This window comes from Pseudomonas sp. MS15a(2019) (assembly GCF_013277805.1).
GTDB lineage: Bacteria > Pseudomonadota > Gammaproteobacteria > Pseudomonadales > Pseudomonadaceae > Chryseomonas > Chryseomonas benzopyrenica.
This window is the reverse complement of record NZ_VBTN01000003.1, coordinates 284025-306787: the sequence shown is the minus strand read 5'-3', so window position 1 is coordinate 306787 and position 22763 is coordinate 284025. Positions and strand designations below refer to the sequence as shown.

Genomic DNA, 22763 nt, shown 5'->3' with positions numbered 1-22763 from the left:
AGGCGGGCGAATGCCGCCCGTTGCCCAGGAGCCCCATGTTGCGAACCCCTCTGTCGATCCTCACGCCCCTGTTCCTGTCCCTGACCCTGGCGGCCTGTAGCCACAGCCGCGAGACCTCCTTGCCCGTCGCCCCCGAGGCTGGCTCCGGCTATCGGCCCGGGCTGACGGCCAGCGAAGCCACCCGGCAGATGGCGGCGGCGGCCAATCCGCTGGCAGCCGAGGCCGGGCGGGAGATCCTGCGGCAGGGTGGCTCGGCCATCGATGCCGCCATCGCCATGCAGGCGGTCCTGACCCTGGTCGAGCCGCAATCCTCGGGAATCGGCGGCGGTGCCTTCCTGCTCTACTGGGACGGTCGCAAGGTTCAGGCCTACGACGGTCGCGAAACCGCCCCGGCAGGTGCTACGGAACAGCTCTTCCTGCGTGCGGATGGCAGCCCCATGGCCTTCGAGGAGGCCCGCATCGGCGGGCGCTCGGTCGGGGTGCCCGGGGTGTTGCGCGCGCTGGAACTGGCGCATCGCGACCACGGCAAGCTGGCCTGGCGGGTGTTGTTCGAGCCGGCCATCCGCCTGGCCCGGGAGGGTTTCCCGTTGTCGCCGCGGCTGCATAACCAACTGCTCCACGACCCCTTCCTCAAGCAGTCACCCGGCATGGCCGCGCTCTATCTGGATGCCCAGGGGCAGGTGAAGCCCGTGGGTACCCGGCTGCGCAACCCGGAATTGGCCGATACCCTGGCGCTGATCGCCCGGGAGGGCGCCGGAGCGCTCTATCGCGGCGACCTGGCCCAGGCCATCGCCAGCGCCGTGCAGGAGAGCCCCAATCCCGGCAGCCTGAGTCTTCAGGACCTGGCCGGCTATCGCGCCAGGACGCGCACGCCGCTGTGCACCGACTACCAGCGCTGGCGCGTCTGCGGCATGCCGCCGCCCGCCGGCGGCATCACCGTGGCCCAGACCCTGGGCATTCTCCAGGCCCTGGAAGCCCGTGATCCGGCCTGGGCCCTGGCGCCGTTGCGGCCAGTACCGACCGCGCTGCCGGCGGGCCAGGAGCCGCGTCCCGAAGCCGTGCACCTGATCGCCGAGGCCGAGCGCCTGGCCTATGCCGATCGCGCCCAGTACGTAGCCGATCCGGAGCTGGTGCCGGTCAACGTCAAGGGGCTGCTCGATCCCGGGTATCTGGCCAGTCGTGCGCAGCAGGTCGGTGAGCGCAGCCTGGGCAAGGCCGCGCCGGGGGTCCCACCCGGCCCGACCCTGGCCTGGGCACCGGATCGCTCGCCACTGCGCATCTCCACCTCCCAGGTGGTGGCGGCGGATGCCTGGGGTGGCGCCCTGTCCATGACCACCACGGTGGAGAGCTACTTCGGCTCCCACCTGATGGTGAAGGGCTTCATGCTCAACAATCAGCTGACGGACTTTTCCTTCGTGCCGCGGGAGAAGGGCCTGCCGGTGGCCAACCGGGTGGAGCCGGGCAAGCGACCGCGCTCGACCATGTCGCCAACCCTGGTGTTCGACCGCCAGAGTGGCGAGCTGCTGGCGGCCCTGGGCTCGCCGGGCGGTTCGCAGATTGCCGGCTATGTGGTCAAGACCCTGGTCGGCTTGCTGGACTGGCAGCTGGATCCCCAGGCGGCTGCGGGCCTGCCGAATTTCGGCAGCCGTAACGGCCCCACCGAGCTGGAGCGCGGCGAGACCACCCCGGCCTTGCGCCAGGCACTGAAGCAGCGTGGGCACCAGGTACGCGAAGACGAGATGACCAGTGGCATCCAGGTCATTCGCCGGATGGGATCAGGCTGGCAGGGGGGCGCGGACCCAAGACGGGAGGGCGCGGCGCTGGGGGATTAGGCAGGCGTCGGAGGGCGATAGCCCTTCACCCCAGCCCTCTCCCAGAGGGAGAGGGGGCGGTTTTGCTGGGGTGGGGGCGTCAGGAGCAGGGATGGCCGCCAGTGGGCCATCCAGGGGGTGTCACGCCGGCTGGTCGAGTTGCAGCACGCGGGTGGTGCGCTCCCGTACTTCCCGCAGCAGCTCCGGCTCTTCGGCCAGCTTGTGACCGAAGGAGGGGAACATCTTGCGCAGCTTGGCCTGCCACTCTTCGCTCTGGTAGCGGCTCGGGAAGCAGCGCTCGACCAGGGTCAGCATGATGGACACCGAGGTGGAAGCACCTGGGGAGGCGCCCAGCAGGGCGGCGATGGTGCCGTCACCGGAAGCGACGATCTCGGTGCCGAACTGCAGGATGCCGCCTTTCTGCGGGTCCTTCTTGATGATCTGCACCCGCTGGCCGGCCACTTCCAGGCGCCAGTCCTGCTTGCGCACGGCCGGGTAGAAGGCGCGCAGTTCCTCGACGCGCTGGTCGAAGGATTGCAGCACCTGGCCGACCAGGTAGCGGGTCAGCGGCATGTTGTCACGCGCCACGGCGAGCATGGGGCCAATGTTGCCCGACTTGATCGACTTGGGCAGGTCGAGGAAGGATCCGCGCTTGAGGAACTTGGTGGTGAAGCCGGCGAAGGGCCCGAACAGCAGGGACTTCTTGCCATCCACCACGCGGGTGTCCAGGTGCGGGACCGACATCGGCGGCGAGTTGACGCCGGCCAGGCCGTAGACCTTGGCCTGGTGCCGTTCGACGATGTGCGGATCGTCGCAGCGCAGCCACTGGCCGCTCACCGGGAAGCCACCGTAGCCGGCGCCCTCGGGGATGCCGGACTTCTGCAGCAGCGGCAGGGCCGCACCACCGGCGCCGAGGAAGACGAACTTGGCGATCAGGGTGCGGGTGGCACCGGAACGACTGTCCTCGATGGTCAGGCGCCAGCGCTGGTCGGCCTCGCGGGTCAGGTCCACCACCTTCTGGTTGTAGCGGACCTGGGTGCCGGGACGGGTCTGCAGGTGACCGAGCAGGCTCATGGTCAGGGCGCCGAAGTTGACGTCGGTACCCCCGGCCACATGGGTCGCGGCCACGGCTTCGGTGGCCGGCCGGCCTTCCATCACCAGGGGCATCCACTCGCGCAGCTTGGCGTGATCCTCGGAATACTCCATGCCGTCGAAGCAGGCGTGGTCCTTGAGGGCCTCGTAGCGCTTGCGCAGGAAGGCCATGTCCTTGGCACCATGGACGAAGGACATGTGCGGCACCGGGCTGATGAAGGCGCGCGGCGAGCCGAAGTGACCTTCCTCGACCAGGTAGGACCAGAATTGCCTGGAGGCCTCGAACATGCCGTTGATGCTGAGGGCCTTGGTGACGTCGATGCTGCCGTCCGCCTTTTCCGGCGTGTAGTTCAACTCGCAGAGGGCCGCATGGCCGGTTCCGGCGTTGTTCCAGGGGTTGGAACTCTCCGCCGCGCCTACGTCGAGCAGTTCGAGTACCTCGACGGTACTCGTGGGCTCCAGCTCCTTGAGCATGACCGCCAGGGTCGCACTCATGATTCCCGCGCCGACGAAAACGAAATCCGACTCTTCGTTACCACTGTGCATTCATCGTACTCCTGAGACAGTGTCTCGCTTTACACCTGAGGGAGAGCGGGCGTCGGAGCCCGACCTCGAGTTGGGCAACCCCGGACTGACCACGGACGGACAGGCAGGGGCGAGCAACCGGTAGGGCATGGCAGTCAGTTGCGACAGCGGCCGTCCGGCAATGTTCTGATTTATTAGGTTGGGGCCGACCGTTCTGGCGGATCGGCAGAGGCCGATGCCAGGCGGGGAGATCAGTATGCGAAAGGGAACCCGTCGAGCGTGCCGGAAGGGGGCGCTACGTGTTACGAGACGTGGCAGGAGACCCCTGGTCTCCCGGCGCAAACGATAGGTGATGATCGCGGCGATCCTGGTCGAGTACCCGTTTCGGTGCGAAATGATACCTAGGGTAACTGCTTAGGGCACCATCTATTTTGTTCGTGTAGTGGGTTGCGCGACCCACTACACGAACCCTGGGGTCAGCCGTTGATGCCCTGGCTGCGCAGGTAGTCGTCGTAGCTGCCGCTGAAATCCACCACGCTGGTCTCGCTCATGTCGAGGATGCGGGTGGCCAGGGAGGAGACGAATTCACGGTCGTGGCTGACGAAGATCAGGGTGCCCGGATAATTTTCCAGTGCCAGGTTCAGCGCCTCGATGGATTCCATGTCCAGGTGGTTGGTGGGTTCGTCCATCACCAGCACGTTGGGCTTCTTCAGGATCAGCTTGCCGAACAGCATGCGACCCTGCTCGCCACCGGAGATGACCTTGACCGACTTCTGGATGTCGTCGCTGGAGAACAGCATGCGACCCAGGGTGCCGCGGACCATCTGCTCGCCGCCCTGGGTCCATTGACCCATCCAGTCGAACAGGGTGACGTCGTCGGCGAAGTCCTCGGCGTGGTCCTGGGCGAAATAGCCGACGTCGGCGCTGTCGGTCCACTTCACCTCGCCACTCTGTGGCGCCATCTCGCCCACCAGGGTGCGCAGCAGGGTGGTCTTGCCGATGCCGTTGGGGCCGATGATGGCGACCCGCTCGCCGGCTTCGATCTGCAGGCCCAGGCGCTTGAACAGCGGGGTGCCGTCGAAGCCCTGGGTGACGTTTTCCAGGGTCACCGCCTGGCGGTGCAGCTTCTTGTACTGCTCGAAGCGGATGAACGGACTGACGCGGCTGGACGGCTTGACCTCGTCCAGCTGGATCTTGTCGATCTGGCGCGCCCGGCTGGTGGCCTGCTTGGCCTTGGAGGCGTTGGCCGAGAAGCGGCTGACGAACTGCTGCAGTTCGGCGATCTGGGCCTTCTTCTTGGCGTTGTCCGACAGCAGGCGCTCGCGGGCCTGGGTGGCGGCGGTCATGTACTCGTCGTAGTTGCCGGGGAACAGGCGCAGCTCACCGTAATCCAGGTCGGCCATGTGGGTGCAGACGCTGTTCAGGAAGTGGCGATCGTGGGAGATGATGATCATGGTGCTGTTGCGCGCGACCAGGATGCCTTCCAGCCAGCGGATGGTATTGATGTCCAGGTGGTTGGTCGGTTCGTCGAGCAGCAGCAGTTCCGGATCGGAGAACAACGCCTGGGCCAGCAGCACCCGCAGCTTCCAGCCGGGGGCAACGGCGCTCATGGGGCCGAAGTGCTGGTCCTGGGGGATGCCCAGGCCGAGCAGCAACTCGCCCGCCCGCGCTTCCGCGGTGTAGCCGTCGTATTCGGCGAACTGGACCTCCAGTTCGGCCACGGCCATGCCGTCGTCTTCGCTCATTTCCGGCAGGGCGTAGATGCGGTCGCGCTCTGCCTTGACCTTGGCCAGCTCGGCGTGGCCCATGATCACGGTATCGATGACCGTGCAGTCTTCATAGGCGAACTGATCCTGGCGCAGCTTGCCCAGGCGTACGTTGGGTTCGAGCATCACCTGGCCGCCGGTGGGTTCGAGATCGCCCCCGAGAATCTTCATGAAGGTGGACTTGCCGCAGCCGTTGGCGCCGATCAGGCCGTAGCGATGGCCGTTGCCGAATTTGACGGACACGTTCTCGAACAGCGGCTTGGCGCCAAACTGCATGGTGATGTTAGCGGTGGAGATCAAAGGGGGTACCTGTAAGGGGTTTCAGACCGGAGCTCGGCCGCTGTCCGGGCCGGCAAGCGGCTTGGACAGGGCGTTCCGGTCGGATGGGCAGAGCTCCAGCGGGCAGGGTCAATGGGCAGCGACATTGCGCGGCGGCCTGGCTGGGCTGCGGTAAAGGCGGGCGGCGCCCGACATGCCGCCTATTGTGGCATAGCTGCGAGGTGGTTTGTACGGGGCAGGCGGCGGCTGGCTGTCGCTGGACTAACTGGCGGCGGGGCCGGGGAAGTCTGGCCGGGGTACCACCTTCCAGACGGCTTCGGTCAGTTGATCCAGCGTCCACGGCTTGTGCAGGAAGGGCACCCCGGACGGGATATCATTTCTCAAGCCGGCGTAGCCGGACATCAAGACGAAGGGCACCGCGGGCCAACGCTCGCTGACGATCTTGGCCAGTTGCACGCCATCGATCACGCCGGGCATCCGCACGTTCGACACCACGACGTTCACCTGCTGCCAGTGCAGCTCCAGAAATTGCAGGGCGGCGTCGGCGGTGCCAAAGGTTTCCACATGGAAGCCTTCCTGCTTGAGCACCTCGCGTACCAGGGCTTGCAGCAGCAGCTCATCTTCCGAAACGACCGCGAGCAGATTCGCGGGGCTGGCATAGCGGGTCGGGGTATCCATAGGCAGGCAATCCGGCATGGGAGGATCCCTGGAGTCTAGTCAGGCGCAGGCCAGGCTGCTGGCCAATGGCCCGAAAAGACTGGCGATTACTCGGGGTATGGACTTGCCAACCGGGACGGCGTCTCCGCCCGAAGGCTCTGGCAAGGCACTGACGCCGCTGGCGAATGGGGCGACGTGCGGTAGGCGCCAGGGTGAAACATCTGGCGTCGTCGACCAACTAAAGCTTGAGACCGAACGGCACAGGAGCCACGGCATGATCCTTTCTCTTTCTCCCGCGCCCGACACCACCGCTCCGCTGGCCCTCTGGCTGGGCGGCGATCAGGCACCCCTCAACGACTCCGACATGGCCGATGAAGAGATCGATACCGAGATCCCTGACGAGGTGGTCGAGAATCTTACCGAACCGGCCAAGCCGCCCGCACCGATTCCGGATCCCGGCCCATTGTAGAGATCACAGGGGGCAGCAGCCTGGGCGCTCCCGATCCAGGGCTTCGCCCTCGACCAATGCGGCCATTCAGGTCTTGATCGGGTCTTTGCTCTCGCGCAGCGCTCGATGATAGAGCAAAGCACTCAGACCCAGGCCCGCCAGGGCCATGAGACCGGCAAAGAGGAAGATGGCGCTGAAGCCGAAGCCGTTGGCGATGGCGCCGGCGAGAGGGCCGGTGATCCCCAGCGCCAGATCCAGGCATAGCGAGTAGGCGCCCAGCGCCGCGCTGCGATTGGTTGGCGGTACCTTGACGATGGCCTCCACGCCCAAGGCCGGATAGACCAGCGAGAGTCCGAAACCCGCCATGGCCGCGCCCACCAACGCCATCTGTGGGGTGACCGCCAGCCAAAGCAGCAGCAACCCTAGGGTCTCCACGCTGAAACAGGCCAGGGCGACGCGGAAGCCGCCCAGCGTGTTGATGGTGCCGGCGAACAGCAGCCGCGCGCAGATGAAGGCCGCACCGAAGGCGGTCAGGCAGAAGGCCGCGTTGGGCCAGCCGTTGCTCGCGTAGTAGAGCGTGACGAAGGTGGCGATAGCGCCGAAGCCGATGGAGCTGAGCAACAGGCAGAGGCCGAAGGGGCTGATGCGCCAGAACACCTTGTGAAAGGGCAGCCGCTCGCCTGGAATCACCGGCGCCGGCTCCTTGTTCCAGGCCAGGGCCAGACCCAGGGCACCGAGCAGGGCGATGGCCACGCCGAGGCTCCAGAGCCCTAGGCCCGCTACCATGGCCACGCCCAGGGGCGCGCCCAGAGCCAGGGCGCCATAGGCGGCGATGCCGTTCCAGGAGATCACCTTGCTCACGTGCTGCATGCCGACGCTGCCCATGCCCCAACTCAGGCAACCGGTACCGATCATGGCCTGGGACATGCCGAGGATGACCCGGCCGACGATCAGCAGGCCCAGGCTGAGACCCGGTACGCTCTGCAGCGAGGTGGCCAGCAGGGTCAACACGCCGCAGGCGACGCAGCCGAACAGGCCGTAGATCACTCCACGCTTGGCGCCGATGCTGTCGGCCAGCTTACCGGCGAGGGGGCGGGTGAAGAGGGTGGCGAGGTACTGGATACTGATCGCCAGTCCGGCGATGACCGATCCATAGCCGAGATCGTCGTGCACGTAGCCCGGCAGGATCGCCAGTGGCAGGCCGATCGCCAGGAACAGCAGAAAGCTGAAGACGACGATCGAAACGATGCGCAGCGTGATGGCGAGGGAGGCGGCAGGCGGGGCGGTCGTGGTCATGGCTGTTCTCGCGAGGACTCGTCGAAACGGCAGAGGAGGCGAACGCTGAGGGCCAAGCCTGCCAGCGCGGCCAGGGCCGCGCAGAGAAAGCTGGCGGCATAGCCGAAATGGGTGGCCACGGCGCCGATGAGAGGCCCTGTCACCGCCAGCGAAAGGTCGATGAACACCGAATAGCCGGCCAGGGCGGCACCGCGGTTCGAGGCCGGAACCCGCTGCACCGCTTCCACGGCCAGCGCCGGAAACACCAGCGAGAAGCCGATTCCGGTGAGGGCGGCGCCCACCAGGGCGGTGGTTATGCTGGGGGCCAGCCAGAGGATGGTCAGGCCCACGGCTTCCACCGCCAGGCTGACGATGGCGACGCGAAAGCCGCCGTGGCGATTGATGGCGTTGGCGCAGACCAGGCGTACACCGATGAAGAAACAGCCGAACACCGTCAGGCACAGGGCCGCGCCACTCCAGCCCTGACTGGCGTAATAGAGAGTGATGAAGGTCGCCAGGGTGCCGAAGCCGATGCCACCCAGCGCCAGGCCCAGGCCGAAGGGCAATACCCGGCCCAGCACCGTGGTGAAGGGCAGGCGTTCGCCGCGCACCGGAACGATGGGCGGGCGCGGCTTGGCGATCCGATAGCCCAGCGCCGCCAGACCGATGATGCTGGCGCCCAAGCTCCACAGTCCCAGGCTGTCCACCAGCACCACGCCCAGGGGGGCGCCTATGGCCAGGGCACCGTAGCTGGCGACGCCGTTCCAGGAGATCACCTTGGCGGTGTTAGCCGGGCCGACCCGGCCGATTGCCCAGGAGATGGCGCCAGTACCCGAGAGGCTTTCGGCGCAGCCCAGCACCAGTCGGCCGAGCAACAGAGCACCAAGGCTGACCCAGGGCCAGGCTTGTAAGAGTACCGAGGCCAGCATCAGCACGCCGCTGAGACCGCAGCCGAGCATGCCATAGAGCACCGACTGCTTGGCGCCCACGGTGTCGATGATGCGTCCGGCATGGGAGCGCGAGAACAGGGTCGCCAGGTACTGACTGCTGATCACCAGGCCGGCGATGATGGAGTTGAAGCCCAGCTGGTCGTGCACGAAGCCCGGCAGCACGGCCAGGGGGATGCCGATGGTAAGGTAGGCGATAAAGGTAAAGAGCACCGTGCCCAGGGTAATGCGGGTGGCCAGAGCGGGTGAGGGTGCAGGCGGTAGGCTGGCGGTCGACATCGGACTCGAGAGGTTGTCTGACAATGTGGGATAGATTGCTTTCGCCTGGCAAAGGTCACATGCAATGACATTTTTTATCCAGGGTCGAGACGGAGCGAAACGGGCGCTGGGCCCTGGTCGGAGCGGCCTGCTGCTGGCCGCACTGGCGGCTATGCCCATCTGGGCGGCAGAGCGCATCGAGCTGCGGATCGGCGACCAGCGCCTCGCTGTAGAAGTGGCAACGACTCCAGCCCAACGGGCCCAGGGACTCATGGGGCGACCGCCATTGGCAGCCCACGAAGGCATGCTGTTCGTCTTTGCCGGGGATGACGAACGCTGCCTTTGGATGCGCGATACCCCCAGCGCGCTAGCCGCCGCCTTCATCGATGCCGGCGGCAAAGTCCTCAATACCGTCGAAATGCAGCCGCTGACCGATACCCGCCACTGCTCCCGGGCCCCGGCGCGCTATGCCTTGGAAACCCGGGCTGGCTGGTTTTCGACGCGGGGGATTCGCGCGGGCGAGCGTCTGCAAGGGTTGGAGAAGGTGGCACCTGCCTCCCGATAGTCCCGCTTTTCCTCACACCTGAAATAGCAGAAAGTCGATAGATAAATACTTTTAAAATCAAGAACTTGAATATGATTTTTGATTGTGATTATAGAGGTATGTTGAGAAAGTACTTTAAGTCTTGATTGGGATGCCTGTCGCTATCGATAGTGGCTCCTGGGGTGCCTGGCACGAACCTGGGCAACAGGGAGGGATACGTCCCCGTGTTGCCCCAGGTCGCTTCCTGGAAAGGCCCGACCGGTCCCTATTGAATCCAGGCCTCGACCCGCCGATTCTTTACCCGGCCGTTGGCTGACAGCCCTGCGACAGGCAGTTGGTCGCCAAGGGAGAGCAGCTCACCAGCGAAGGCTTGCTGGTGGCGCAGCGCCGTGGCGACCGCGGTGGCGCGCAGACGGGCCAGCAGCGCTGCCCGTGCCGGATCCTCGGTGGCGTCGTTGAAGCCCACCAGGATCAGCTGCCGATGGGCGTTTTCCGGCCGGCGCATGAAGGCGGCCAGGCGCTCGACATCGCGCAGTGCCTTGTTATCCAGGCGCGCGCTGCCGGCGGTGAAGCGGAAATTCACCGTAAGGCGCTGGGCGCGGCGAGCCAGCTCCAGATAGGCGGGTGGCATGCCACGGGTATCGCTGATGGTCAGGGGTTCGATGCGCTGGGCGACGAAGCCGCTTTGTTGCACCACCGCCTGGCCGGCAGGGGTCTGGCTGAACTCCAGCAGACTGCGCGCCCAGTCCGAGCGCTGGGCGGGCGAGCCATAGAAGAAGAGTCGCCGGGCGAGTGGATAGTCCTCGGTGGCGATGCTGGCTTCGCTGGGGGCTATGGCGCGGCCTTCACCGTCGCGCAGGGCGAGCTTTGGCGCCTTGGCGGCAGCCGCCAGGCTGGTGAAGCCGATGCCCCCAGGATCGGCGGCCACCTGCTGCGCCAATTCTTCATTGGACTCGAAGCGCTTGGCAGCCGCACTCAGGCGTTTGCCGGCAGGATTCAGCACCAGTTCGCGAAAGGTGTCGTAGGTGCCCGATCGATCATCCCGCGCATAGATCCGGATCGGCCCGGACGGGCCGCCCAGTTGCTGCCAATCGGTGATATCGCCGGCGAAGACCTGCGCCAACTGCTGGAGATCGAGCTCTCGCAGGGGATTGCCGGGATGCACGATGATCGCCAGGCCATCCAGCCCGATCACGTACTCCGCGTCCTTGCTGCCCATGTCACCCAGATTGGCCAGGGCGCTGACTTCATTGTCCTTGATGGGCCGGGAGGCCGCGGCGAGATCCGTGGTGCCCGCGGCCAGGGCGGTGAAGCCGGTGCTGGAGCCATGGGCGGCGATCTGTATGGCCACGGCACTGCCATTCGGCGCCCGGGCCACCAGCTGCCATTCGTCCATCACGGTGGCAGGTATCACCTGTGGATCCCGATAGCCGCGCTCGGCGAGCAGGGCCGCGACCAGGCGCGGGCCCAGGTTCGCGTTGATCGTGTTGGAGCCTTGCAGGCGCAGAATGACAGTGGTGGGTTCGCCGGCCAGAAGGGGCGAAGGCAGCAGGGGCAGCAAGGTCGCGAGCACCGCTCGCCGCAGGAAGGCGCGGCGGAATACCGGGGCAGAGCCGTTCATGGAATAGGCCTCGAGCCTGAGACAAGGCCGCCACCTTAGGCAGGCCACATGACGCCGATGTGACAGGACCTCAGGTCAATTCTAGCCAGATCGGCGCGTGGTCGGAGGGCTTCTCCATGCCACGGATCTCATAGTCAATGCCTGCCGAGACGATCCGTTCGCGCAGCACCCGAGACGCGAGGATGGTATCGATGCGCAGGCCGCGCTTGGGTTCGTCCTCGAAGCCGCGGCTGCGATAGGGGAACCAGCTGAACCTGTCGTCGACGTCCGGATGCAGCTGGCGATAGCTGTCGATCAGGCCCCAGTCCAGCAGTCGCTGCATCCATTCGCGTTCTTCCGGCTGGAAACTGCAGGCGCCCGTGCGCAGCCAGCGCTTGGCGTTGACCGCACCTATGCCGATGTCGTGGTCCTGGGCGGAGATATTGAAATCCCCCATGAGCAGCAAGGGCGTGTCCGGCGTGAAACGCTCTTCAAGTAGATTCTGAAGATCCGCGTAGAACTTCCTCTTGCCAGGGAATTTTGTTGGGTGAGCGATATTCTCCCCTTGGGGAAAATAGCCGTTCATGACCACCAGTGGCTGACCCTTTCGGTCGGCGAAGACGCCATAGATGAATCTCTTTTGCGACTCTTCACCATCGCCGGGAAAACCCCTGTGCAATTCCAGCGGCGCCAGGCGCGACAGCAGGGCCACTCCGTAGTGGCCCTTCTGGCCGTGATAGTGCACGTGGTAACCCAGGGCCTCGACTTCCTCGCGCGGGAACTGATCGTCCGAGACCTTGGTTTCCTGCAGGCCGATCACATCCGGATCATAGCGTTCGATGATGGCGGAAAGTTGATGAGGTCTTGCGCGTAAGCCGTTGATATTGAAGCAGACTATCTTCATGAAGCTGTCCTGGAAAATGGATGGCCCTAGCCTAGCAGAAAGCCTCCTGTCGCAGCGGCGACCTGGCGAACCCTGGCCACTCCTGTTTGTCTCACAGCGCAACGCCCGTTAGCATCCCCGTATGAATAAGAACGCTCTACGCCGCGCCCTGATTGGAGTTTGTTGTCTGCACGGCATGGCCTGGGCGGCACCGGCCGAGGTCAGCGTTCGCGTCCAACCGGCCAACAACCCCCTGCGAGACAACATCCAGGCCTATATCGGCTCGGTGGAAGGGCGCGATGTCGCCGGGCTGCAGCGCCTGCGTCCGGCGACGGAACGGCAGGCCGAGCAGGCGGCTCAGGCGCTCGGCTACTACCACGCGCAGATCGAGACTCGGGTAGAGAGTGGCGAGACACCGCGGCTGGTCGTCGAGGTGCGACCCGGTGAGCCGATCAAGCTGCGTAACGTGGATATTCGCATCGAGGGGCCAGCGCGGCGATTGCGGGCCTTTCAGCGGCCGATTCCGGCCGGCTTGAAGCCAGGCCAGCCGCTGAACCAGGGACTCTATGAAGATGCCAAGAGCCTGATCCAGAATCAGGCGCAGCGGTATGGCTTCTTTCGCGGCACCTTTACCCAGCACCAGCTGCGGATCGATCCCGCCACTGGCTTCGCCGACATCGCCTTGGTGTTCGACAGCGGGCCGCGCTTCGTCCTTGGCAAGGTGGCCTTCGCAGGGGATGCCCCTTTCGATCCCGATCTGCTGCAGCGTATGGTGCCCTTCGCCCAGGGCACGCCCTACGATTCCGAGCTGATCGCCGATTTCCAGAGCAACCTGCTGGCCAGCGGCTTCTTCGATGGCGCGCGGCTCGACACCTATCCCAAGCAGGAAGGTGCCGCCGAGGTGCCGGTGACGGTCACCCTGCGGACCCGCAAGCCGCGTACCTTCGGCTTTGGTCCCGGCTATTCGACAGATGTCGGCCCGCGGCTGAGATTCACCTGGGAGAACCACTGGCTCAATCCCCAGGGCCACAGCCTGGGTGCGGAGGCGGAGCTGTCGGCGCCACGCCAGAGCATTGCCACCTGGTACGACATTCCCGGGCAGGACCCGATCAATGACAAGTTCCGCTTCGCCGGCGGCTACCAGTACGAGCAGATCGCCGACGACGATTCCCTCAGCCAGTTGCTGACCGTGGGTCCCGAGTGGCATCGCAAGTTTCCCAATGGCTGGGAGCGGGTGCTCTCGCTCAAGTGGCGCAACGAAAGTTATCGCCTGGGCAATGACGAAGGCACCTCCAACCTGGTGATGCCGGGGGTCGATTTCTCACTGTTGCGCAGTGACAACCGCATCGACCCCAATCGCGGCTACCGCCTGCAATTCGGCGTCTCGGCGGCGAAGGAAGGGCTACTCTCCGACGCCAACATGATTCACGCCACGGCGCTGGCCCGCGGGTTGATCACCGTGGGCGACGGCCATCGCTTCCTCGGACGCCTGCAGTTGGGCGGCAACCTCACCAATGGCTACAACAAGATCCCGCCGTCGCTGCGCTTCTTCGCCGGTGGCGATCAGAGCGTTCGCGGCTACGACTACCAGACCCTGTCACCGGAAAACGACGAAGGTGACTACGTGGGCGGTCGCTACCTGGTCACTGGAGGCGTCGAATACCAATATCCCCTGCGCGACAAGTGGCGGCTGGCGACCTTCATCGACCAGGGCAGCGCCTTCAACGACCTCAACAACTACGAGCTCAAGACCAGCGTCGGCGTGGGCGTGCGCTGGGTCTCGCCAGTCGGGCCGATCCGCGTCGACCTGGCGCACGGCCTCGACGAACCCGGCGGTATCCGCCTGCACTTTTCCATAGGACCTGAGCTGTGAAGTCGGTAGGCGGTGTCATCCTTGGCGTGCTGGCGACCCTGCTCGGTGGGTTGATCCTGTTGCTGGCCCTGGTCCTGGGCAACGCCGGCATCGGCCGCCTGGTGCTGGAGCGGGTGCCGGGTCTGACCCTGACCGAGTTTCAGGGGCGCCTGGGTGGCCATTGGCAGGCTCGGCAGCTGGTCTGGGAGGGGGGCGCCACCCGGGTAACGGTCGAGGCCCCCGAATTCGCCTGGCGACCCGGCTGCCTGCTCAGGCTGCAGCTGTGCATCGATACCCTGGTCGCCTCGCGCATCGCCATCGAGCAGGCGCCCAGTCCGGAGCCGGTGCCGGAAAAGAGCGGACCCATCCAGTTACCCAGCCTCGGCTTGCCGTTGGGGGTGCAGCTGGGTGAGGTACGGATCGGTGAAGTTCTTTACAACGGCGCCGAGCAGGCCCGCGACCTGGAACTCCAGGCCCACTGGCAGGCTGATGGGATAACCATCGAGCGCCTGGCCGGCATGGCCCATGGCATCAGCCTGGATACCCATGGCCGGTTGCAGCCCAGCGGTGCCTGGCCGCTGCAGTTGCAGGGCACCCTCGGCCTGCCGGCGCCGGAGGCCGCGCCCTGGTCGCTGGTGCTCAAGCTGGAGGGCGAGCTGCAGCAGACCCTGCGCCTGGAGGCCGACAGCAGCGGCTATCTGCCCGGCCGCCTGACCGGCACGGTGCAGCCGCTGGTGGACAACGTCCCGGCCGATCTGCAATTGGTGGCCGATGGCTTCAAGGCGGCCGCCAGCCTGCCCGAGACCCTGCGGCTGAATGATCTCAAGCTGACGGCGCGGGGCGATCTGGCCGCCGGCTACACGCTGGTCGGTCAAGCGAAATTGCCGGGCGAGGGCGGCCCGGTTGACTTGAATCTGGACGGTCGCGTCGATGCCAAGGGCGCGCGGATCGCCGCCCTGCGCCTGCAGGCCGCGCCCGAGCAGCGCGTGGCGCTGGCCGGCCAGCTCGACTGGCAGGAAGGGCTGGCGGCCGATGCCACCCTGGATTGGCGCGATTTCCCCTGGCGGCGGCTGTATCCCATGGCGGAGCCGCCGGTGAGCCTGCAGCGCCTGCAGGGCGAGGTGGCCTACCGGGACGGTGCCTACCTGGGCAATCTCAAGGCCGCGGCCACCGGTCCGGCCGGTGCCTTCACCCTGGCCACCCCCTTCACCGGCGATACCACCCAGCTCAATCTGCCCTCGCTGGATCTCCAGGCCGGCCAGGGGCGGGCGCAGGGCAAGGTCAACCTGGGCTTCGCCGACGGCGTGAGCTGGCAGGTGGCTCTCGATCTGAGTCGCCTGGATCCGGCCTTCTGGGTCGCCCAGCTGCCCGGCAGCCTGGCCGGTCCGCTGCGCAGTTCCGGTGCCTTCAAGGATGGCCGCCTGCAGCTGGATGCCGATCTGGACCTCAAGGGCCGACTGCGCAACCAACCGGCGGTCCTGGCGGCCAAGGCCCAGGGCGCCGGTGAGCAGTGGCAGGTCTCCCAGCTGGATGTTCGCCTGGGCGACAACCGCATCCAGGGGCAGGGCGCCCTCGACCAGCGGCTGCAGGGCCAACTACAACTGGATCTGCGCCGACTGGCCCAGCTCTGGCCCGATCTCTCGGGCAGCGCCCAGGGTCGCCTGGATCTGGCGGGCACCTTGAAGGCACCGGCGGGCAAGCTGCAGCTCGATGGGCGCCAGCTCGCCTATGCCGACAACCGCATGAGCAGCCTGGGGCTGGCGGCCACTCTGGACGATCGCCAGCGCGGCAAGCTGGAGCTGACCGCCCAGGGCCTGCAGGCGGCCGGGCGCGATTTTGGCGTCTTGCGCCTGCAGGGGCAGGGCGATCGCCGCCAACAGCAGGCCGAGCTGTCGCTCAAGGGGCCCCAGCTCAACCTGGCGCTCGCGGCCGGCGGTACCCTGGCCGACAACGGCGACTGGAAGGGCCAGCTGGCCCGCGGCTCGGTTGCCACCAGCGGCCAGAACTGGACCCTGCAAAACCCCGCGCGCATCGAACGCCTGGCCAACGGGCGCCTGGAACTGGGCCGGCATTGCTGGCGGTCCGGCGCGGCCAGCCTTTGCGGCGACGATCAGCAGCTACTGCCCGACACCCGTCTCGCCTGGCACCTGCGCGCCTTCCCGCTGGCCAGTCTGCAACCTTTGCTGCCGCCGGAACTGGCCTGGCAGGGCAGCCTCGATGGCGACGTCGACCTACGCCTGCCCAAGGCCGGACCCGATGGCGAGATCCGTCTCCAGGCCGGCCGTGGGAGCCTCAGGCTGCGCGACGCCGCGGGCCAGTGGCAGACCTTCAGCTACGACAGCCTGGACGTCACCAGCGCCTTAAAACCGCAGCAGGTGGACACCCAGGTGCGCCTGACCAGTGCTGACCTCGGCCGGCTCGATGTGCAGGCGCGGCTGGATCCCCGCGATCCGAACCAGGCGCTGGCCGGTCGCTTCCAGTTGCAGGGCCTGAATCTGGCTCTCGGCAAGGCCTTCGTCGAAGGCATCGAGCATCTGGAAGGCAAGATCAACGGCGCGGGCGAGCTGGGCGGAACCCTGCTGCAACCGCGGGTCAACGGCCAGATCCAGCTCAGCGGCGGCGACATCGGCGGCGGCAGCGTGCCGACGCGCCTGCAGGACCTCGGCCTGACCGCCCGTATCCAGGGCGACACCGCCTTGCTCGACGGCGGCTGGCGCAGCGGCACTCAGGGGCGCGGCCAGATCCGGGGCAGCGTCGGCTGGGCCAATGGCCTGGACGTCGACGTAGCGGTCACCGGCGACAAGCTTCCCGTCAACGTCGAGCCCTATGCGCAGCTGGAAGTGGCGCCCAATCTCAAGATCCTGATGCAGAACGGCCGCCTGGCCCTGGCGGGCGAGGTCCGGGTGCCGCGTGGGCGCATCCAGGTGCAGCAGCTGCCGCCGTCCACGGTCAAGGTGTCGGACGATGCCGTCATCGTCGGCCAGGAGGCGCCGGCCAGGCAGCAGGCCATGCAGATCGCCATGGACGTCGATGTGCTGGTCGGCTCCGACAAGCTCACCTTCGACGCCTTTGGCCTGTCCGCGGAAATCGTCGGCAGGGTCCACATCGGCGACAACCTCGACACCCGCGGCGAGCTGAACCTGCGCAACGGCCGCTACAACGCCTATGGTCAGCGCCTGACCATGAGGCGCGCTCGGTTGTTCTTCCAGGGGCCTATCGCCCAGCCCTATATCGATGTGGAAGCCGTACGGGTGGTGCAGGAGCAGAATGTCACCGCGGGATTGCGGCTCTCGGGCTTCGCCCAGCAGCCGCGTATCGAAGTGTTCTCCGAGCCGAGCATGAGCCAGGAGCAGGCGCTGGCCTACCTGGTGCTGGGGCGGCCGCTGTCCAGCGGCAGCGAAGGCGACAACAACGTGCTCGGCCAGGCGGCGCTGGCATTGGGCCTGGCCGGCAGTTCCGGCACCGCCGGTGCCCTGGCGCAGCGCTTGGGCATCCAGAACTTCCAGCTGGATACCGCTGGATCGGGGGACAAGACCAGCGTGGTGGCCTCGGGAGATCTCACCGATCGCTTGTCGGTGCGCTATGGGGTAGGGGTGTTCGATTCGGCCAATACCGTCGCCCTGCGCTACCAGCTCACCCGCCGGCTCTATCTCGAGATCGCCAGCGGTCTGGCCAATTCCCTGGATTTCTTCTATCGCCGCGATTTTTGAAGCAGGGGCGCGTAACGCTTTGATCGGGTGCGGAAAACGTGTTTACTCCCTGTCCCGTCTCATGAGAAAGGAGCTGTTCATGGCAACCGTCAATCTGCGTGGCAACCCGGTCGAGGTGCAGGGCAACCTGCCGCAGCCTGGCCAACAGGCCCCGGCCTTCAGCCTGGTCAATGGCGATCTGCAGGACATCACCCTGGCCAGCCTCGCCGGCAAGCGCAAGGTGCTCAACATCTTCCCCAGCGTCGACACCCCGACCTGCGCCACCTCGGTGCGCAAGTTCAACAGCGAAGTCGACAAGCTGGATAACACCCTGGTGCTGTGCATCTCCGCCGACCTGCCGTTCGCCCAGAAGCGCTTCTGTGGCGCCGAAGGCCTGGAAAAGGTCATGAACCTCTCCACCCTGCGCGGTACCGAATTCCTGCAGGCTTATGGCGTCGCCCTGGCCAGCGGTCCGCTGCAAGGCCTGGCCGCTCGTGCCGTGGTGGTACTGGACGAACAGGACAGGGTGCTGCACAGCGAACTGGTGCCCGAGATCGGTCAGGAGCCGGACTACGCGGCTGCGCTCGCCGTCCTCGGCTGATCGCCGGCAACCCACCGCGCCACGCGGTGGGCGCTTCGAAACGGGCAGGCGCCTTTTGTGTCTGCCCGTTTTGCTTTAGGTAAAATCGCAGTAAAGGGGCTGGTTAGCCGTCTCGCTACTGCTTATCTTCCGCCTTCCCCAGCGTGTACGTATTCTCCGATGTCCGACTCTTCGCCTAGCTCTTCCTCCCGTCGCCGACTGGTCTGGCTGCTCGTCCTCGTGGTGCTGGTGGCCGCGGGTGGCTGGTATTGGTATCACCAGCACGGCCAGAAGAGCGAGGCCGCGGCCGGCAAGGGGGCTCGTTCGCCCTTCGGCATGACCGGCCCGACCCCGGTGCGGGTGGTGGCGGTCGAACAGCGCAGCTTTCCCATCGTGCGCCGGTCCATCGGTACGGTGACCGCGCTCAATACCGTGAACGTGCGCACCCGGGTCGCCGGCGAACTGGTCCGCGTCGCCTTCGACGAAGGCCAGAAGGTCAAGGCCGGCGAGCTGCTGGCCACCATAGACCCACGCCCCTATGAGGTGGCGCTGCAGCAGGCCGAGGGCACCTTGCAGCAGAATCAGGCGCAGCTGCGCAACGCCGAGCTGGACCTCAAGCGCTACCAGGGGCTGTTCCGCGAGGACAGCATCGCCAGGCAGACGCTGGATACCCAGGAGGCCCTGGTCAACCAGTACCGCGGTACCCTCAAGAACAGCCAGGCGGCGGTGGCCGATGCCAAGCTGAATCTGGCCTTCACCCAGATCAAGGCGCCCATCGCCGGCCGTGTCGGCCTGCGTCAGCTGGATGGGGGCAACCTGCTGTCCGCCAACGACAGCACCGTGGTCGCCGTCATCACCCAGACCCAGCCGATCTCGGTGGTCTTCACCCTGCCGGAAAGCCAGCTCGGCGAGTTGCTCAAGCGCGCCCGCGCCGGCCAGACTCTCCCGGTCGAAGCCTGGGATCGCGGCGGTTCGCGCAAGGTCGCCGACGGTACCCTGCAGAGCTTCGACAACCAGATCGATACGGCCACTGGCACCCTCAAGTTTCGCGCGCGCTTCGCCAATGGCGACGAGGCGCTGTTCCCCAATCAGTTCGTCACCGTGCGGGTGCGCGAACAGGTGCTGGATCAGGCCCTGGTGGTGCCTTCCGCGGCTATCCAGTTCGGCTCCAATGGCACCTTCGCCTACGTGGTGGGGCCCGACAACAAGATCCAGGTCCGCAGCCTCAAGCTGGGGCCGGATGACGGCAGTCTGACCGTGGTCACCGAAGGCTTGGCCGCCGGTGACCGGGTGGTGACCGAGGGCACCGATCGCCTGCGCGAGGGCAACGAGGTGGAGGTGGTCACCGGTGCCTCGGCGGCGCCCAGCGAACCGGCCAAGCCGGCGGTACGCAAGCCCGGCAAGACCCAGGGCTGACCGGCCGCGATGGATATCTCGCGCCCCTTCATCCTGCGCCCGGTCGCCACCACCCTGTTGATGGTGGCGTTGCTCATCGCCGGTCTGCTGGCCTATCGTCTGCTGCCGGTCGCGGCCCTGCCGCAGGTGGACTATCCCACCATCCGCGTGCTCACCCTCTATCCGGGCGCCAGCCCCGATGTCATGACCAGTGCCGTCACCGCGCCCCTGGAGCGTCAGTTCGGGCAGATGCCGGGCCTGTCGCAGATGGCCTCCACCAGCTCCGGCGGCGCCTCGGTCATCACCCTCAGATTCAACCTGGAGCTGGACCTGTCGGTCGCCGAACAGGAGGTCCAGGCGGCGATCAATGCGGCCAACAACCTCCTGCCCAACGACCTGCCGGCGCCGCCGGTGTACAACAAGGTCAATCCGGCCGATACGCCCATCGTCACCCTGGCGATCAGCTCCAGGACGCTGCCGCTGCCCACGCTCTACGACCTGGTCGATACCCGCATGGCGCAGAAGCTGGCCCAGGTCAGCGGGGTAGGGATGGTCAGCCTGGCCGGCGGCCAGCGTCCGGCCGTGCGCATCCAGGTCGATCCGGACAAGCTCGCCGCCCACAACCTGACCCTGGCCGACGTGCGCAGCCTGGTCACCAGCGAGAACACCAACCAGCCCAAGGGCAGCTTCGACGGCCCCACCCGGGTCGCCACCCTGGATGCCAACGACCAGTTGCGCGATCCCAAGGCCTACGGCGACCTGATCCTCAACTACGCCGACAACGGCGCCCTGCGCCTGGGTGATGTCGCCACCATCGCCCAGGGCGCGGAAAACGACCGCCTGGCCGCCTGGGCCAATCGCAGCGGCGCCATCCTGGTCAATGTCCAGCGCCAGCCCGGCGCCAACGTCATCCAGACCGTCGACCGCATCCAGGCGCTCTTGCCCAGCCTCAAGGAAAGCCTGCCGGCCGGTCTCGACATCGCCGTGCTCAGCGACCGCACCGAGACCATCCGCGCCGCAGTTACCGACGTCCAGCACGAGATGCTGCTGGCGGTGGGGCTGGTGGTGATGGTCACCTTCGTCTTCCTGCGCCGCTTCAGCGCCACCCTGATTCCCTCGGTCACGGTGCCGCTGTCGCTGATCGGCACCTTTGGCGCCATGTACCTGGCCGGCTTCTCGCTGAACAACCTGTCGCTGATGGCCCTGACCATCGCCACCGGCTTCGTCGTCGACGACGCCATCGTCATGCTGGAAAACATCTCCCGACATCTGGAAGAGGGCGCCACACCCATGGAGGCGGCGCTCAAGGGCGCCCGTCAGATCGGTTTCACCCTGGTGTCCCTGACCGTTTCGCTGATCGCCGTTCTTATCCCGCTGCTGTTCATGCAGGACGTGGTCGGCCGGCTGTTCCGCGAATTCGCCATCACCCTAGCGGTGGCCATTCTTATCTCCCTGGTGATCTCCCTTACCCTCACGCCGATGATGTGCGCCCGCCTGCTCAAGCGCGAGGAAGCCGCCGAGCACCAGCTGGTCTGGCTGGAGCGGCTGATCGCCGGCTACGGCCGGGCGCTGCGCTGGTCGCTGGCCAATCGGGCGCTGATGCTGCTGCTGGCGCTGGCGACCTTCGTGCTTACCGCGGTGCTCTATCTGCTGGTGCCCAAGGGCTTCTTCCCAGCCCAGGACACCGGCTCCATCCAGGGCATCACCGAGGCGCCCCAGTCGATTTCCTTCCGTGGCATGAGCGAGCGCCAACAGGCCCTGGCCGCGGTGGTGCTGCAAGACCCGGCGGTGGCGAGCCTGTCGTCCTATATCGGCGTCGATGGCGATAACGTCACCCTCAACAGCGGTCGCATGCAGATCAACCTCAAGCCGCAGAGCGAGCGCGACGTCACGGCCCAGGAGGTGATCGACCGGCTGCGGCCCGCGGTCGCCAAGGTGGTGGGCATCACCCTCTACATGCAGCCGGTGCAGGACCTCAGCGTGGAAGACCGGGTCAGCCGCACCCAGTATCAGCTCACCCTGGATTCACCCGACGCCACTCTGCTCGACACCTGGGTGCCGCGGCTGACCGAGGCGCTGCACCAGCGGCCCGAGCTCACCGATGTCACCAGCGACCTGCAGAACAAGGGGCTGCAGCTGTACCTGACCATCGACCGCGACGCGGCGGCGCGCCTGGGGGTGCAGGTCTCGGCCATCACCGACGCCCTCTACGACGCCCTCGGTCAGCGGCAGATCTCGACCATCTACACCCAGGCCAACCAGTACCGGGTGGTGCTGGCCAGCGCCGCTGCCGACAGCCTGGGGCCGGATGCCCTCAGCCAGGTCTGGGTAAAGGCGGGCAGTGGTACCTCCTCCAGCGGCAGCAGTGGCACCGGTACGGCCAGCACGACCGAAACCACCACGGACACCAGTCGCGTCCCGGTGCGGCTGTCCAGCCTGGTGAAGATGGAGCAGCGGCCGACCCGTCTGGTCATCAACCACCTCAGCCAGTTCCCGGCGGTGACCCTGTCCTTCAACCTGGCGAACGGCGTTTCCCTCGGTGCCGCCGTGGCCGCCATCGACGCGGCCAAGCAGGAGATCGGCCTGCCGGTAGGTATCAACACCCACTACCAGGGCGCGGCGGCGGCCTTCCAGGCCTCGCTGTCCAGCACCCTGTTGCTGATCCTGGCGGCGGTGGTGGTGATGTACATCGTGCTGGGGGTGCTCTACGAGAGCTTCATCCATCCGCTGACCATCCTCTCGACGCTGCCCTCAGCGGCCATCGGCGCCTTGCTGGCGCTGCTGCTCACCGGCAACGACCTCGGGCTGATCGCGGTGATCGGCATCATCCTGCTGATCGGCATCGTCAAGAAGAACGCCATCATGATGATCGACTTCGCCCTCGATGCCGAACGCCACCAGGGACTGCAGCCGGAGGAGGCCATCTACCAGGCGGCGCTGCTGAGATTCCGGCCGATCCTCATGACCACCCTGGCGGCGCTGTTCGGCGCGGTGCCGCTGATGCTGGCCACCGGCGCCGGCGCCGAGTTGCGCCAGCCGCTGGGCCTGGTGATGGTCGGCGGCCTGCTGGTCAGCCAGGTGCTGACGCTGTTCACCACCCCGGTGATCTACCTGGCCTTCGACAGCCTGGGCGAGCGCCTGGGTCGACGCAGGGCGGTCTGA

Annotated in this window: 15 protein-coding genes; 8 read left to right on the top strand and 7 right to left on the bottom strand. The window is 66.5% G+C overall.

Features of this window, described 5'->3' with window-relative positions:
• The first annotated feature begins 35 nt into the window (after positions 1 to 35).
• A complete protein-coding gene (locus tag FEZ61_RS04960) occupies positions 36 to 1832 on the top strand; it encodes a gamma-glutamyltransferase family protein (RefSeq protein ID WP_017640544.1) in 1797 nt (598 codons plus the stop codon).
• Positions 1833 to 1952: 120 nt separating this feature from the next.
• On the opposite strand, the gene mqo is transcribed toward FEZ61_RS04960, so the two are convergent.
• From mqo to FEZ61_RS04945, 3 genes are all read right to left on the bottom strand, one after another.
• Positions 1953 to 3449 carry a malate dehydrogenase (quinone) gene (mqo, locus tag FEZ61_RS04955; RefSeq protein ID WP_017640545.1) on the bottom strand — a complete coding sequence of 499 codons (1497 nt, stop codon included), beginning with the start codon at positions 3447 to 3449 and terminating at the stop codon, positions 1953 to 1955.
• Positions 3450 to 3904: 455 nt separating this feature from the next.
• A complete protein-coding gene (locus FEZ61_RS04950; protein ID WP_173147549.1) occupies positions 3905 to 5494 on the bottom strand; it encodes an ABC-F family ATPase in 1590 nt (529 codons plus the stop codon).
• A gap of 240 nt (positions 5495 to 5734) precedes the next feature.
• Positions 5735 to 6169 (bottom strand): response regulator, encoded by a 435-nt coding sequence (locus tag FEZ61_RS04945; protein WP_242455101.1) that lies wholly within the window; start codon positions 6167 to 6169, stop codon positions 5735 to 5737.
• A gap of 235 nt (positions 6170 to 6404) precedes the next feature.
• Between FEZ61_RS04945 and FEZ61_RS04940 the strand changes: the two genes are divergently transcribed.
• On the top strand, positions 6405 to 6599 hold the full coding sequence (locus FEZ61_RS04940; protein ID WP_017640548.1) for a hypothetical protein: 195 nt from the start codon (positions 6405 to 6407) through the stop codon (positions 6597 to 6599).
• A 66-nt stretch (positions 6600 to 6665) separates the two neighbouring features.
• Here FEZ61_RS04940 and FEZ61_RS04935 read toward each other — a convergent pair whose 3' ends face one another.
• Both FEZ61_RS04935 and FEZ61_RS04930 read right to left on the bottom strand, forming a co-directional pair.
• Positions 6666 to 7874 carry an MFS transporter gene (locus FEZ61_RS04935; protein WP_017640549.1) on the bottom strand — a complete coding sequence of 403 codons (1209 nt, stop codon included), beginning with the start codon at positions 7872 to 7874 and terminating at the stop codon, positions 6666 to 6668.
• Positions 7871 to 9079, bottom strand: a complete 1209-nt coding sequence (locus FEZ61_RS04930) for an MFS transporter (RefSeq protein WP_093251211.1) — start codon at positions 9077 to 9079, stop codon at positions 7871 to 7873. The genes FEZ61_RS04935 and FEZ61_RS04930 overlap by 4 nt, the downstream gene beginning before the upstream one ends.
• A gap of 64 nt (positions 9080 to 9143) precedes the next feature.
• Here FEZ61_RS04930 and FEZ61_RS04925 point away from each other — a divergent pair, with 64 nt between their 5' ends.
• Positions 9144 to 9623, top strand: coding sequence for a DUF192 domain-containing protein (locus FEZ61_RS04925; RefSeq protein WP_017640551.1), 480 nt, complete (start codon positions 9144 to 9146; stop codon positions 9621 to 9623).
• Between the two features lie 244 nt (positions 9624 to 9867).
• On the opposite strand, the gene FEZ61_RS04920 is transcribed toward FEZ61_RS04925, so the two are convergent.
• Positions 9868 to 11223, bottom strand: coding sequence for a substrate-binding domain-containing protein (locus FEZ61_RS04920; RefSeq protein WP_017640552.1), 1356 nt, complete (start codon positions 11221 to 11223; stop codon positions 9868 to 9870).
• A gap of 70 nt (positions 11224 to 11293) precedes the next feature.
• A complete protein-coding gene (gene xthA / locus FEZ61_RS04915) occupies positions 11294 to 12106 on the bottom strand; it encodes an exodeoxyribonuclease III (protein ID WP_017640553.1) in 813 nt (270 codons plus the stop codon).
• Positions 12107 to 12281: 175 nt separating this feature from the next.
• On the opposite strand from xthA, the gene FEZ61_RS04910 reads away from it, so the two are divergent.
• The 5 genes from FEZ61_RS04910 to FEZ61_RS04890 all read left to right on the top strand — a co-directional run bounded on the left by FEZ61_RS04910 (position 12282) and on the right by FEZ61_RS04890 (position 22763).
• The gene (locus FEZ61_RS04910) at positions 12282 to 13958 is read left to right on the top strand and encodes an autotransporter assembly complex family protein (RefSeq protein ID WP_017640554.1); all 1677 of its coding nucleotides are present in this window, start codon (positions 12282 to 12284) and stop codon (positions 13956 to 13958) included.
• On the top strand, positions 13955 to 17647 hold the full coding sequence (locus FEZ61_RS04905) for a translocation/assembly module TamB domain-containing protein (protein ID WP_017640555.1): 3693 nt from the start codon (positions 13955 to 13957) through the stop codon (positions 17645 to 17647). Before FEZ61_RS04910 ends, FEZ61_RS04905 begins: the two co-directional genes overlap by 4 nt.
• A 79-nt stretch (positions 17648 to 17726) precedes the next feature.
• Positions 17727 to 18227: a thiol peroxidase gene (tpx, locus tag FEZ61_RS04900; protein WP_173147547.1), complete on the top strand. Its 501-nt coding sequence runs from the start codon at positions 17727 to 17729 to the stop codon at positions 18225 to 18227.
• Between the two features lie 159 nt (positions 18228 to 18386).
• Complete coding sequence (locus tag FEZ61_RS04895) at positions 18387 to 19622, top strand: MdtA/MuxA family multidrug efflux RND transporter periplasmic adaptor subunit (protein WP_064308662.1); 1236 nt, start codon at positions 18387 to 18389, stop codon at positions 19620 to 19622.
• Positions 19623 to 19631: 9 nt separating this feature from the next.
• On the top strand, positions 19632 to 22763 hold the full coding sequence (locus tag FEZ61_RS04890) for a multidrug efflux RND transporter permease subunit (protein ID WP_173147545.1): 3132 nt from the start codon (positions 19632 to 19634) through the stop codon (positions 22761 to 22763).

What these genes read in the sequence shown, in the direction of transcription:
- mqo (WP_017640545.1), bottom strand. Translation starts at nt 3,449, where the DNA reads ATGCACAGTGGTAACGAAGAGTCGGATTTCGTTTTCGTCGGCGCGGGA.
- FEZ61_RS04895 (WP_064308662.1), top strand. Translation starts at nt 18,387, where the DNA reads ATGTCCGACTCTTCGCCTAGCTCTTCCTCCCGTCGCCGACTGGTCTGG.
- FEZ61_RS04940 (WP_017640548.1), top strand. Translation starts at nt 6,405, where the DNA reads ATGATCCTTTCTCTTTCTCCCGCGCCCGACACCACCGCTCCGCTGGCC.
- FEZ61_RS04930 (WP_093251211.1), bottom strand. Translation starts at nt 9,079, where the DNA reads ATGTCGACCGCCAGCCTACCGCCTGCACCCTCACCCGCTCTGGCCACC.
- xthA (WP_017640553.1), bottom strand. Translation starts at nt 12,106, where the DNA reads ATGAAGATAGTCTGCTTCAATATCAACGGCTTACGCGCAAGACCTCAT.
- tpx (WP_173147547.1), top strand. Translation starts at nt 17,727, where the DNA reads ATGGCAACCGTCAATCTGCGTGGCAACCCGGTCGAGGTGCAGGGCAAC.
- FEZ61_RS04890 (WP_173147545.1), top strand. Translation starts at nt 19,632, where the DNA reads ATGGATATCTCGCGCCCCTTCATCCTGCGCCCGGTCGCCACCACCCTG.
- FEZ61_RS04920 (WP_017640552.1), bottom strand. Translation starts at nt 11,223, where the DNA reads ATGAACGGCTCTGCCCCGGTATTCCGCCGCGCCTTCCTGCGGCGAGCG.
- FEZ61_RS04960 (WP_017640544.1), top strand. Translation starts at nt 36, where the DNA reads ATGTTGCGAACCCCTCTGTCGATCCTCACGCCCCTGTTCCTGTCCCTG.
- FEZ61_RS04935 (WP_017640549.1), bottom strand. Translation starts at nt 7,874, where the DNA reads ATGACCACGACCGCCCCGCCTGCCGCCTCCCTCGCCATCACGCTGCGC.
- FEZ61_RS04925 (WP_017640551.1), top strand. Translation starts at nt 9,144, where the DNA reads ATGACATTTTTTATCCAGGGTCGAGACGGAGCGAAACGGGCGCTGGGC.
- FEZ61_RS04910 (WP_017640554.1), top strand. Translation starts at nt 12,282, where the DNA reads ATGGCCTGGGCGGCACCGGCCGAGGTCAGCGTTCGCGTCCAACCGGCC.
- FEZ61_RS04945 (WP_242455101.1), bottom strand. Translation starts at nt 6,169, where the DNA reads ATGCCGGATTGCCTGCCTATGGATACCCCGACCCGCTATGCCAGCCCC.